Origin of the sequence: Nocardia sp. A7, from assembly GCF_046549215.1 — a bacterium.
Taxonomy (GTDB): domain Bacteria; phylum Actinomycetota; class Actinomycetes; order Mycobacteriales; family Mycobacteriaceae; genus Nocardia.
The window spans coordinates 45933-58103 of record NZ_JAJPWE010000005.1; the positions used below are offsets into that span (position 1 = coordinate 45933).

The 12171-nt window shown below is 66.3% G+C and carries 11 protein-coding genes and 1 riboswitch; of the genes, 2 read left to right on the forward strand and 9 right to left on the reverse strand.

Annotated elements, in window-relative coordinates; genetic code table 11:
* Positions 1 to 866: 866 nt before the first annotated feature.
* The 3 genes from gcvP to ACLJPD_RS25650 all read right to left on the reverse strand — a co-directional run bounded on the left by gcvP (position 867) and on the right by ACLJPD_RS25650 (position 5536).
* The gene (gene gcvP / locus ACLJPD_RS25640) at positions 867 to 3677 is read right to left on the reverse strand and encodes an aminomethyl-transferring glycine dehydrogenase (RefSeq protein ID WP_410875477.1); all 2811 of its coding nucleotides are present in this window, start codon (positions 3675 to 3677) and stop codon (positions 867 to 869) included.
* Between the two features lie 155 nt (positions 3678 to 3832).
* Positions 3833 to 3932: riboswitch (glycine riboswitch) on the reverse strand.
* A 219-nt stretch (positions 3933 to 4151) separates the two neighbouring features.
* Positions 4152 to 4670 (reverse strand): hypothetical protein, encoded by a 519-nt coding sequence (locus tag ACLJPD_RS25645; protein WP_410875478.1) that lies wholly within the window; start codon positions 4668 to 4670, stop codon positions 4152 to 4154.
* Positions 4671 to 4900: 230 nt separating this feature from the next.
* Positions 4901 to 5536, reverse strand: coding sequence for a TetR/AcrR family transcriptional regulator (locus ACLJPD_RS25650; protein WP_410875479.1), 636 nt, complete (start codon positions 5534 to 5536; stop codon positions 4901 to 4903).
* 145 nt (positions 5537 to 5681) lie between these two features.
* On the opposite strand from ACLJPD_RS25650, the gene ACLJPD_RS25655 reads away from it, so the two are divergent.
* A complete protein-coding gene (locus ACLJPD_RS25655; protein ID WP_410875481.1) occupies positions 5682 to 6284 on the forward strand; it encodes an SDR family NAD(P)-dependent oxidoreductase in 603 nt (200 codons plus the stop codon).
* A gap of 306 nt (positions 6285 to 6590) precedes the next feature.
* Positions 6591 to 8132 (forward strand): hypothetical protein, encoded by a 1542-nt coding sequence (locus ACLJPD_RS25660; RefSeq protein ID WP_410875483.1) that lies wholly within the window; start codon positions 6591 to 6593, stop codon positions 8130 to 8132.
* Positions 8133 to 8193: 61 nt separating this feature from the next.
* Here ACLJPD_RS25660 and ACLJPD_RS25665 read toward each other — a convergent pair whose 3' ends face one another.
* The 6 genes from ACLJPD_RS25665 to ACLJPD_RS25690 form a co-directional block, all read right to left on the reverse strand.
* A complete protein-coding gene (locus ACLJPD_RS25665; RefSeq protein WP_410875485.1) occupies positions 8194 to 8751 on the reverse strand; it encodes a MerR family transcriptional regulator in 558 nt (185 codons plus the stop codon).
* A gap of 156 nt (positions 8752 to 8907) precedes the next feature.
* The gene (locus ACLJPD_RS25670) at positions 8908 to 9381 is read right to left on the reverse strand and encodes a bifunctional nuclease family protein (RefSeq protein WP_056817654.1); all 474 of its coding nucleotides are present in this window, start codon (positions 9379 to 9381) and stop codon (positions 8908 to 8910) included.
* A gap of 157 nt (positions 9382 to 9538) precedes the next feature.
* A complete protein-coding gene (locus ACLJPD_RS25675) occupies positions 9539 to 10321 on the reverse strand; it encodes a MerR family transcriptional regulator (RefSeq protein WP_410875486.1) in 783 nt (260 codons plus the stop codon).
* Positions 10322 to 10391: 70 nt separating this feature from the next.
* Positions 10392 to 10877 (reverse strand): FHA domain-containing protein, encoded by a 486-nt coding sequence (locus ACLJPD_RS25680; protein WP_101462719.1) that lies wholly within the window; start codon positions 10875 to 10877, stop codon positions 10392 to 10394.
* A 177-nt stretch (positions 10878 to 11054) separates the two neighbouring features.
* A complete protein-coding gene (gene gcvH / locus ACLJPD_RS25685; RefSeq protein WP_410875488.1) occupies positions 11055 to 11453 on the reverse strand; it encodes a glycine cleavage system protein GcvH in 399 nt (132 codons plus the stop codon).
* Positions 11454 to 11495: 42 nt separating this feature from the next.
* Positions 11496 to 12131, reverse strand: coding sequence for a CDP-alcohol phosphatidyltransferase family protein (locus tag ACLJPD_RS25690; RefSeq protein ID WP_410875490.1), 636 nt, complete (start codon positions 12129 to 12131; stop codon positions 11496 to 11498).
* Positions 12132 to 12171: the final 40 nt, after the last annotated feature.

Sequence of the window (12171 nt, forward strand, 5' to 3'; positions counted from 1 at the left end):
TACCCGACCCCTCGCATGGCTATCGACCTAGCACGGACTCCACATCAGGAAATCCGTGCGATTTCCTACCTCGTGTATCGACGATTATCGAAACCGCCGAATGCGGGTCCATTATTGCCGAACAGCCATACGTAACCCCCTCGCCGTTTCAGGACTGATCGGGATCCCAGTGGACGCCGATCCAACGTCCCGCGAGGTGCGGTACGAGGCGATTCCGATCCGAAACCCACTACCGACATTAGCCTGACAGCAAACTATTGGCATACGTTTTAAAGGAAACGCCATAGTAACAATTCAATCCGGGTCGACCATCAATTCGGACATTCCACACAAAACTAAAATTCCGGCCGCATGCCAGGTAGGAGCTCTGTAGTGGTGAAATTAGCACGCAAGACAGCGCAGTATAACCGTGGATGCTGGCCCCAACCGCAGCCACCATCGTGCACATCCCCAGCGTAACGAGCCCTTTTCACAAACCACTTCATCGGAATCGATCAACCGACAGAATCTCTCGATTTGCCGCCGTGCTGACAGACGACGCTTCGCGGAACCCCGGAATCGATCCAAGGGTCCGATATCAAGGCAAACATCCCGATGCCGCGCGTGTCGCTCGGGGATGTATCGATTCAATTCCCGCCAATATTTGGGGCTTGACTTATTCACGGACTTATTTTTCGCCGCGGCGCATACTGGACATTCCCTGAATGGCCGCGAACAAGGCAGTCAGTATGTAACGCGCCGACAATTCAGCCGATGAGAATTCGATTTCAGCAACTTTGCCGCGAATGTCACGTGGCCCGCAAGGCCCGCACCGACAACAACGGGCCCCACCGACCGATCGGCGGGGCCCGTTGTCAGATGACCGGTCAGTCTTCGTACGCGTCCAGCGGCGGGCACGAACACACCAGGTTCCGGTCACCGAACGCACCGTCGATGCGTCGCACCGACGGCCACACCTTCGGGCGGGCATGGCCGATGCCGCGCGGGTAGACCGCGGTCTCCCGGCTGTACGGGTGGTTCCATTCCGCAACCAAGCTGGCGGCGGTGTGGGGTGCGCCGCGCAGCGGGTTGTCGGTCACCGGCCACACGCCTGCGCCGACCTGGTCGATCTCACCACGGATGGCGATCATGGCCGCGATGAACTCGTCGATCTCCTCGAGGTTCTCGCTCTCGGTGGGCTCGACCATCAGCGTGCCCGCCACCGGGAAGCTCATGGTGGGCGCGTGGAAACCGTAGTCGGCCAAGCGCTTTGCCACATCGTCGACGGTCACGCCGGTCTGCTTGGTGATCTCGCGCAGATCCAGGATGCACTCGTGGGCGACCATGCCGTTCTCGCCGGTGTAGAGCACCGGGAAGTAGGCGTCGAGGCGGCGGGCGATGTAGTTGGCCGACGCGATCGCGGTCAGCGTCGCCGCGCGCAGGCCCTCGGCGCCCATCATCCGGATGTAGGCCCAGGTGATCGGCAGGATCGAGGCGGAGCCGTAGTTGGCCGCCGAGACCGCGTGCGAACCGGCCTCGAGCGGGTCGCCGGGCAGGTACTGCGCCAGGTGCGCCCCCACCGCGACCGGACCGACACCAGGACCGCCACCACCGTGCGGGATGCAGAAGGTCTTGTGCAGATTCAGGTGGCTCACGTCGCCACCGAACCGGCCCGGACGGGCAAGGCCGACAAGGGCATTGAGGTTCGCGCCGTCGACGTACACCTGACCGCCCGCGTCGTGCACGAGTGCGCACAGCTCGGCGACCTCGTGCTCGTAGACGCCGTGGGTGGACGGGTAGGTGATCATGATGCAGGCCAAACGGTCGGCGTGGTCGGCGATCTTGGCGCGCAGGTCGTCGAGGTCGACGTCGCCGTTCGCACGGCATTTCACCACCTCCACGCGCATACCGACCATGGCCGCCGAGGCCGCGTTGGTGCCGTGCGCGCTGGAGGGGATGAGGCAGGTGTCGCGGTGGTCGTCGCCGCGATCGAGGTGATAGCGGCGGATCGCGAGCAGGCCCGCGTACTCGCCCTGGCTGCCGGCGTTGGGCTGCAGACTCACCGCGTCGTAGCCGGTGATCTCGGCCAGCCACTGCTCGAGGTCGGCGATCAGCTTGCGGATGCCCGGGGTGTCCTCGGTCGGCGCGAAGGGGTGCAGGCGGGCGAAACCGGGCCAGGTGATCGGTTCCATCTCCGCGGTCGCGTTGAGCTTCATGGTGCACGAACCGAGCGGGATCATGCTGCGGTCCAGCGCGATGTCCTTGTCCGAGAGCGCGCGCAGGTAGCGCAGCATGGCGGTCTCGGTGTGGTGGCGGGTGAACGCCGGGTGGGTCAGGTAGTCCGAGGTGCGGGTCTCGATCGACGTGGGCTCGGCGCCCGCACCCGCGTCGGGAGTCAGTGCGGTGCCGAAGGATTCGACGACGGCGGCGACATGGGCGTCGGTGGTGGCCTCGTCGCAGGCGATGGCGACGTGGTCGGCATCGACCAGCCGCAGGTTGATGCCCTTCGACTTCGCCTTGGCGACAACGGCTTCCGCACCACCGGGCACGTGGGCGAGCACGGTGTCGAAGAAGGCACCGTGCACGACGGCACCACCGAGACCGGACGCGACGGCGGCGGCGTGGGAGTGCACCCGGCGCGCGATGGAGCGCAGGCCGTTGGCACCGTGGTAGCTCGCGTACATGGCGGCGACGATGGCCAACAGCACCTGTGCGGTACAGATGTTGGAGGTGGCCTTCTCACGGCGAATGTGCTGCTCACGGGTCTGCAGCGCCAGCCGGTACGCGGGCGCGCCGTCGGCATCGACCGACACGCCGACCAGGCGTCCCGGCAGCTGACGGGCGAAGGCGGTGCGCACCGCGAGGTATCCGGCGTGCGGACCGCCGAAGCCCATCGGCACACCGAAGCGCTGGGTGGTGCCGAAGCACACGTCCGCGCCCTGCTCGCCGGGCGGGGTGCTCAGCGTCATCGCGAGCAGATCGGCACCGGCGGCGACCAGTGCACCACGCTCGTGGGCGGCGGCGAACAGCGAAGTCCAGTCGACGATGCGGCCCGACGCGCCCGGGGTCTGCACGATCACACCGAAGAACTCGCCCTCGGGCAGCTGGGCGGTCGACAGGTCGGCCTCGACGATCTCGATGCCGAGCGGCTCCGCCCTGGTACCGATGATGGTCTTGGTTTGCGGGAACAGATCGGCGTCGATGAGCAGCCGGTTCGACTTGGACTTGCCCGCGCGGCGCAGCAGCGTCATCGCCTCGGCCGCGGCGGTGGCCTCGTCGAGCATGGAGGCGTTCGCGACGTCCATGCCGGTCAGATCCGACACCATGGTCTGGAAGTTGAGCAGCGCCTCGAGCCTGCCCTGGCTGATTTCGGGCTGGTACGGGGTGTAGGCGGTGTACCAGGCGGGATTCTCTAGCAGGTTGCGCACCAGCACCGGCGGGGTGAGGGTGTCGTAGTAGCCGAGGCCGATCATCGAGGTGGCGACGGTGTTGGCCTGCGCCAGCGCGGCCAATTCCTCGAGCACCTCGTGCTCGGAGGCGGGCGCGGGCAGCGCACCGAGGCCGGATTCGTCGAGGATCGTGGCGGGCAGCGCCGTGGTCGCGAGTGCGTCGACGGACTCGACGCCGATGGTCGCGAGAATCCGGGCGAGTTCGTCGGAATCGGGTCCGATGTGGCGGTCGGCGAACGAACGGGTCACGGCAGCTCCAGGTCGGGCGGGTCGACCTCGTGGTCGACGGGTACCAGCCCTCCCCCTCTGTCTGTGCGCCTGAGAGATTCGGAAACGCGGTCGGTGAACCGTGCCCCTTTCCCCGTGGGCGGGCAGCCGGATGCCACCGCTTTCCAGAGGCGTCGAATCACCGTGCGGTCCCTGTTGCCTGAGAGATTGACGGGGAGGTGCTGCTCCTTCGGCGCCCGGGTTCTTGCGAACCAAGGACTCTCCCGCACTGCGGCGACGCACTACCGATTCTAGATGCAGCAAACCCCCGGCCGCGCCACCAGGGGCACGCCGGGGGTGTAGCGCTGGTCACTGTCCCGCCTCTCCGCGCCTCGAGGCCGGACTCAGGTGCGGGGCTGGGCAGGGTGGACCTGTTTAAGCGGAGTGGACACCGTTCCTCTGTCTGCGAGTACGGCGAGCGACGGTTTGCAGCACATCCGCGGGCGGCTCCGTACCCTATTTCGCCGAGTTGCGACGATCGAGTTGCTTGTCGACCTGCTTCCGAACGAACTCGGATTCGGCCTGCCGGAGTCCAGTGAGCGCCGCGCCAGCGGCAGGTCCAGGAATAGCGCCCAAGGCCCATACTGCCTTTCTCGCGAGTGCACGGCCGTCGTCGTACTCGAGGTAGGCAGGAACCCAAGTGGCAAGTCTCACAAGCGCTTCGATCGAGGCCGGGTTCGGCATCTCCTGAAGAAATCCGGCGACATCCTCATGTTTGTGGTGCCAGTCGGCGTTTGCAAGCTGGATCAGCAGGTCCACGCCCGCGGGCGGGACTCCGAACTGCCCCGCGACTACGAAGGCCAACTCGACGCTGTCCGCGTTCTGCTCGACAATCGCCTCACGCAGCAGATCCAACCCCAATTCCTGTCCGTCAGCGGCGCCGACCTGCCGAAGAAATTCCTCTGACGAGATCGTCGCGGATTTCCCTGGGTAAATCACAAGCGACATGATCAGTTGCCGCACTGCAGGATTCATCGCAACCTCTTCTAGCTGGTCAGGTGGTAATCGAAGATGTTCAGCGCCCCGCTTCGTCCGAGACCGATATCAATCTGACCTGATTCGGTCTTGAAGTACGCACGTGGGCGAGGCCGACCACTCGTCGTAGCCCGATGCAGCCAAGCTGGGCCGCACACACGCAGCGGGGAAAGGCACCGGCGCCAAAAGCACCACCTTCGAGCCTCGGCCCACGTAGGCAATGGCTTCGATCAGGCTGGTCGATCGGAGGTGTAGCGGGCGAGCATGGTCTCTACAGCCTGCTCGACAGCGTAGCGGATGTCAGAGGCTGCGGGGTTCCAGTCGGTCAGCAGCATGCGGGGCCACAGGACATAGTTGGCGATCATCCCGAGGAACTGATTGGCGGCGCTCTCGGCGTCCGGAACATCGGCGTTGCCTGCCTCGTGCTCCGACTCCAGGTAGTGCTGGACCGAAGCGAAGTAGGGCAGCTTGCCGAGCTGGAACTGCATCCTCCCCAGTTCGGGGAAGCGGGGCAGCTCGGCGATGACGATGCGGAACAGAGCTGTCATGCCGGGCCGTTCGATCAGGTCGGCGTAGCGGTGGCCGATGGAGGTCAGGCCGGAACGCAGGTCTCCGGCCGGAGGTCGTGCGACAGCGCCTCCGGCGTCGCGCTGCCAGGACTCGGTGACGATGGCCTCGAAGAGAGCTGCCTTGGTGAGGAACTGCTTGAACAGGGTGGACTTCGAGACTGCCGCCCCTTCGGCAACGCGGGCGAGGGAAGTGCCGTCGTAACCACGGTTCAGGAAGAGGTCCGTGGCGGCGGTGATGATCGCCGCACGCTTCTGCTGGGCGAGGCGGCGGTGATGTGCGGAGAGCTCTGCTGCCATGCGTGCAGTATGCCCTGCTCCGAGGCGAGTCACTTGACTCGCCTCATTTGGCATGCCTACAGTGCGGTGGAAAGGCGAGTCAGCCGACTCGCATCTGATTGCGGCGCCCGCCGTCTCTCGGTGTCGTGCGATGAGGGAGCAGCTGATGACAGGCGACAGGATCGCTTTGGTGACCGGTGCGAACCGTGGCCTGGGTCGGAGTACGGCTCTTGCCCTGGCGGTGCGCGGGGTGCGGGTCGTGGTTACCCATCGCGGTGATGTGGCCGGGGCCGAGGAGACGGCGCAGCAAGTGCGCGCTGGGGGCGGGACTGCCGCTGTCGTGCGTCTCGACATCAGCACGAATGTGCGGGGCACGTTCTTCCTCATCCAGTCGCTTGTGCCGCTGCTGGCGCAGGGCGCCCGCGTCATCAACGTCTCGTCGTCGTTGACTCGCCACACCAGTCCCGCGACCTCGGTCTGTTCCGCCTCGAAGGCCGCCGTCGAGGCCCTGAGCCGCACTCTGGCCGCAGAACTCGGCCCCCGCGGCATCCGGGTCAACTCCATCGCCCCGGGGCCGACCGCCACCGACTTCAACGGAGGTGCCATGCGGGATGACGCCGAGATGCGCCAGGGTCTCGCCGGGCAGACCGCGCTCGGCCGGGTCGGCGAACCCGAGGAGATCGGCGAGGCCATCGCCACGCTGGCGTCCGATGGCCTGCACTGGATGACCGCCCAGCGCATCGAGGTCTCCGGCGGCGCCCTCCTCTGACCAACCAGGCGAGCCTGTGCCGGGCCGCAGGCAGTGGCGGGCCGGATCACAGAGCCGCTTGCCACCAAGGTGGCCGAACACCACCGCGATAGGCGACCAGCGGACAGGACCGCAGGTCAGCGTTTTCCGGGTAAATGCACTTCTGCGCGACGCCGCCACCGGCCGCAAAACCCCAGGTAAGGTGTCGCAGGTTCGATTCCTGGGGTCACGAACCAGCGACTGGCAAGCCAAGGTGATTCGGTGTCCCATGACGGGCATTCGACCGGCGCACCTGACAACCCGGGGGCGGTATGTGAGGATGCTGCCGTGCCGGACTGGACATATCACCCGCTGCGGCCGGTGGCGAACGCCCTGGTCGGAGAGCGGCGCGCGCAGCGCTGGGCACTGCGTCTACTCGGCACGCTGTCGGCGCTGCCGGGTGGGGCCGCGACCATCCGGAGAGTTTTCGATCATCCAGAGCCGCCCGCAGACTGGGCGGATCGGTTCGGGGCCGCCGTGCCAGTGTCGGCCGCCAGGGAAGCGATCCGGGCGCTACCGCCGCAGGGTGCCGGGTTCGTGGAGGTCGGCCCGGTCGATGCCACGACAGTGGCGACGGTTCGGGAGGCCGCGCGCGGTCGCCGCTGCCGGGTTCTCGCCCGAGTCACGGACGAGGGCGTGGCGGCCGACCTGGCGGACGCGGTGGACGATGTGCTCGTCGGCGAAACAATAGCCGACAGAAGATATCTGACGGATCCCGACATCGCCGAGGCCGTACGAGCGCTCGCAGACCCGAGGACAACTGTGGTCGCGACACCCGACGTGCTGATAGCGGCCGGTCCCGGCTGGTTCCAGCGGGTGATCGAGGCAGCCGCTCCGCCCGTCTCGCCCGCGCCGACCCTGCGCGACGTCCCGCTCGACCCACGCCGGTGGCCCAGCTGGTTCTGGAGCCTGCTGGTCGGCATCGGCATGATCGTGGCCGGCCTGGGCGCGGCCGCTATCACGCTCGGCCCGGTGCTGCTGTGGTACGACCGCGTCTATCTCGGCACCGACGTCGACGGCCTGCACCGGATCAATCACCACCTGGTGCATTTCCTGCAGCACGATCGAATCACCATGGCGGGCAACATGATCGCGATCGGATCGCTGTACACAGGGCTGGCCTGGGGTGGTATCCGCCGTGGGTGGGCGTGGGCCCGCACCGCGCTGCTGCTGTCCGGCCTGGTGGGGTTTCCGACACTGTTCTACTTCCTGTTCATCGGGTTCGTCGAGCCGCTGCACGTCGCGGTGACGGTGGTGCTTTTCCCGATGTTCCTGCTCGGCGTCCGGCGCGTACCCGGACCGCCCTGCCGCCGGTTATCTCCCCCGTGCCCGGAGCGGGTGCGCCGACGCGCGCTGATCGGGCAGTTGCTGATGGTCGGGACCGGCGTAGGCGTCGTGATCGGCGGCATCGTCATCTCGACGGTCGGGCTGACCGTCGTGTTCGTGCCAACCGACCTGGATTTCCTGCGCACCGACTCGGACACGCTGCGGGCCGCGAATGCGAATTTGCTGCCGTTCATCGCGCACGACCGGGCCGGGTTCGGCGGGGCACTGGTGGCAACCGGGGTGGGCCTCGTGCTGATCGGGATGTGGGGCTGGCGGCAAGGAGAGGCATGGGTCTGGTGGTCGCTCCTCGGGGCGGCGACCGCGAGCTCCGTCAGCGCGCTGGCCGTGCATTTCCTGATCCACTACACCGCGTTCGTCCATTTGCTGCCGGTATATATCGGCACCGCCCTGCTCATCGTTGCGCTCACACTCTCCCGGGCCTTCCTGGTGGAGCCGCCGCCAATCGGTCCAACGCTGTCCGCTCTCGACAACGACACCAGCTAAAAGACATGCGCAGGTGAGTACATGGAGTTACCCATGTGCTGACGAAATCAGGCGGCGGCCACTACCCGGTCTTGCGGTTCTCCTTGACCTTGCGGCGGAAGGAGAGCTCATCTTCGGGGCGGTCGGTGATCGCGGTGGCTCGCTCGGCTGGGAAGTCCGCGATCGCGCCGGTCAGTTCCCGCATCGCGCCACCGACGGCGATGCCGAAGACGCCCTGGCCGCCCTGCAGTAAATCGACTACCTCCTCAGGCGAGGTGCACTCGTACACCGAGGTTCCGTCGGAGAACAGGGTGATCCCGGCCAGATCGCCCACGCCACGACTTCGCAGGTGATCGACGGCGATCCGGATGTTCTGTAAAGAGATGCCCGCGTCCAGCAGCCGCTTCACGATCTTGAGGACGAGGATGTCCTTGAACGAGTACAGCCGCTGGCTGCCCGAGCCCGCGGCACCACGGATAGACGGCACGACCAGCCCGGTCCGGGCCCAGTAGTCGAGCTGACGGTAGGTGATGCCGGCGACCTGACACGCGCTCGGCACCCGGTAGCCGACCAGATCGTCCGGAACCGAGTCGTCCGGGAACAAGCCAGGCTGTACGACATCCTGCGGTTGTTCTTCCACTGATCGCTCCTTCTGCCGACGTTCTCGGGTCGGAGTCACGACGGATGTTGCCCGACTTTCGAGGTTACTCCTGCCATTGTCGGACCTGCGGTGTGCTCTCACCAAGCACCTGGACCAGCGATTCCCTCGACCTCTACTTCAGGTTGCAACCTGGGATCAGCTGTCGGTCGCCTTGAAGTCGTCAGGAGACACCGATTCGAGGAACTCCTTGAACTTCTCCACCTCGTCCTCGCGTTCGTCGGGCATCACCAGCCCCGCTTCGGCGAGCACCGGTTCCTCCGCGTAGATCGGGCACCCGACGCGCAAGGCGATCGCCACCGAGTCCGAGGGTCGCGCCGAGACCCGCAGGTCGCCGTCGAAGACCAGGTCCGCGTAGAAAGTGCCCTCCTGCAGATCCACGATCCGCACTTCCTTGAGGGTGTGACCCAGGTCGGTGATCAAAATCTTGATCAGATCGTGAGTGAGCGGACGGATCGGCGTGACCCCCTCCTGCTCGAGCACGATCGCGGTGGCCTCGGCCTGCCCGATCCAGATCGGCAGATACCGCTCCCCCGATGCCTCCCGTAGCAGCAGCACGGGCTGGTTCTGCGGCTGCTCGACACGGATGCCGATGACGCGCATCTCACTCATGAAGTGTCCTGCCTCCCATACTCGCCGCCGGCCGGCACGACAGCTGCACAGCTCGCCGTATCAACGAGTCTAGGCGAATTCTGGGGCGCGCAAGGGAGACGTTCGAGCCGAAATCGGTGTGTAGCCGGGGCGATACCTGATCACTCGGCCGGGTGTGTCAGCCGCCGAGGGCTGTGCGCACCGCGGCTTTCACCAGTGCGGCGTGCAGGTTCAGCGATAACGCCGCGAGCTCGCGGACGGTCTCCTCGGCGCGGGCGCGCGCGTCGGCATCGCGGCTCTTCGCGATGGGCGCGGCGATCTGCGCGATCAGTGCCGCCTCGCGGTCGGCGGCCAGTTTGAAAGCGCGCAGATGGCGGGCCTCCAGGCCGAATTCGGCCATCGCTTTCGCCGCGTGTGCCAGCGTCACCGCGTCGGACTCGAAGAATCCGCCCGCACCGGGGACGATGAGTCCCGCGCGCAGCAGATCGTCGAGGAACCGGTCGTCGATATCGGCCTTGGCGAGCAGGTCGGCCCTGGTGAGCCGCACGCCGACATCGACACGCAGTTCCTCGGGCGTGATCGCGCCGGAAACGATGCCGAGGCGGCGCGGCACGGCGGGACCCGCTCCGTCGGCATCCGCGGAGCCGGACACAGCGTGCCCGGCCCCCGCGGCTCCGTGGTGGGAATGCGCGCGGGCGCGCGCTTCACGCACGCCCAGCGTCGCCGCCCCACTGTCGATCGCTTCCAACTGCTCCTTGATCACTTTCAACGGCAGGTACTGATCGCGTTGCGCGGTCAGCACGAAGCGCAGCCGTTCGTAGTCGGCCACCGAAAACCGCCGGTATCCCGACGGTGTTCGTTCCGGCCGAATCAGGCCCTCGGATTCGAGGAACCGGATCTTGGAGATGGTGATGTCAGGAAAATCTGGTCGCAGCAGGTCGAGTACGGAGCCGATCGACATCCCTCCGCGCGCCCACTGCGCCGCCCCTGTCACAGCACTGTGCCCTTCGCGGACACCAGTACCGTTGGGGTCATCGCGACCCCGCGCCCGACGCCGACTCGTTGGCCTGCGTGCGCGGACCGGTCAGGAAGACCAGCCGGAACTTGCCGATCTGGACCTCGTCGCCGTTCTGCAGCTCCGAGGAGTCCACCGGCTCCCGGTTGACATAGGTGCCGTTGAGGCTGCCCACATCGACCACCTGGAACGAGTCGTCGTCCTGACGGAACTCGGCATGCCGACGGCTGACGGTGACGTCGTCGAGAAAGATGTCACTGTCGGGATGGCGGCCGGCCGACGTGGTCGGCTGATCCAGCAGGAAACGCGAGCCCGCGTTCGGGCCACGCTTGACCACCAGGAGGGCCGCGCCGGCAGGCAGGCCTTCGACGCCCTGAACCGGCTGTTCGCCGGTCGGCTCTGCGGAGCGCGACGCGTCGACCTCGTTGAGGAAGTCCGCGCGGAAGACCGACGTCGTCTCGGCCGCGGTTTCCCCGTAACCCGGGTCCCTGTTCTCGCTCACCGTTTCTCTCCTCCTCGAACCTGATTATCCATGCAAGCAGGTGCTGTATTCGGCGACACGACCGGCGCGATCACATCGCCAGGAAAAGATCCCGGCGTCGATTCCCCGACGTATCCGCTTGGCTTTGACCGTACCCTGCCGGGGCGTGCCCGTGCAGGGAGAACTGTGAAGGCTGAGTCAGCCCCCGATAACTCCTTGGTAACCCGCTGCATCCAGCAGTTCACCGAGGGCGGAATCCAGGGTTGTCTCGTCGTCGAATGCGAGCTCGAACAACCAGCCCGCGTCGTAGGGATCAGTGTTGAGTGTTTCCGGTGACTGCACCAGATCCTCGTTCACCGCAACGACTTTGCCGTTGAGCGGAGCGTAGATGTCGGACACGCTCTTGGTCGACTCGACCTCGGCGATGCTGTCACCGACGGTCACATCCTTGTCGACATCGGGCAGTTGGACGAACACGACGTCACCCAGCTGTGACTGGGCGTAATCGGTGATGCCGACACGGACCGCCGTGGGGCTGGTCCGCCGCACCCATTCGTGCTCTTCGGTGTAGCGCAGATCCTCAGGGGTCCGGGTCACAGGACGTCCTTTCATCGTCGACGGTGCACGCAACAGTATCGACTAGCTCCCACGGTGCGGCACAGGCGGTATCGATCGCGCGACCGCGACCGCCAGTCCCGCGTAGAGCACCCCGGTCCAGACGTAGAGTGCGGTACCCCAGATCAGCAGTGCCCAGCCGAAGGCCCATCCGAAACCTGCCCCCGCCCAGTCCATCTCCCCGGTCAGCATCCACGGCAGCGCCGACATCAGCGCGAAGGTGGCCGCTTTCCCCAGGTAGATCACTTCCGGTGCGGGCAGATCGCGCCGCTTGTACACCGACAGTGTCGCGGTGAGCACCAGATCGCGTGCGATCAAGATCACTGCCAGCCACCACGGCAGCAGGCCGCGCGCGACGAACGCCACCAGGGTCGTCACCAGATACAGCCGGTCGACGAGCGGGTCGAGCACGGCGCCCAACCGCGAGGACTGATCGAGCAATCTGGCGAGCTTGCCGTCGAGGAAATCGGTGAATCCGCTGGCGAGCAGCAAGACGAACGCCCAGCCGTCGGCATGGCGGACCAGCAGCAGCCAGAGGAAGACCGGGATGCCGATCAGCCGCACCAGGCTCAGTGCGTTGGGCACGGTCAGGATGCGGTCGCTGAACACGCCACCGGTTTCGGGGTCGTGCGTGCCCGGCGTTCCTGATTCGGTTGCCACGCCCCTGCTTACCGCACCGACCCCGTCCGGCGCCATCCGG

Excerpts from the sequence above, each read along its gene's own strand:
- ACLJPD_RS25670 (WP_056817654.1), bottom strand. The coding sequence starts at position 9,381 with ATGAGTGAGATGCGCGTCATCGGCATCCGTGTCGAGCAGCCGCAGAAC.
- ACLJPD_RS25645 (WP_410875478.1), bottom strand. The coding sequence starts at position 4,670 with ATGAATCCTGCAGTGCGGCAACTGATCATGTCGCTTGTGATTTACCCA.
- ACLJPD_RS25655 (WP_410875481.1), top strand. The coding sequence starts at position 5,682 with ATGACAGGCGACAGGATCGCTTTGGTGACCGGTGCGAACCGTGGCCTG.
- ACLJPD_RS25675 (WP_410875486.1), bottom strand. The coding sequence starts at position 10,321 with ATGTCGATCGGCTCCGTACTCGACCTGCTGCGACCAGATTTTCCTGAC.
- ACLJPD_RS25650 (WP_410875479.1), bottom strand. The coding sequence starts at position 5,536 with ATGGCAGCAGAGCTCTCCGCACATCACCGCCGCCTCGCCCAGCAGAAG.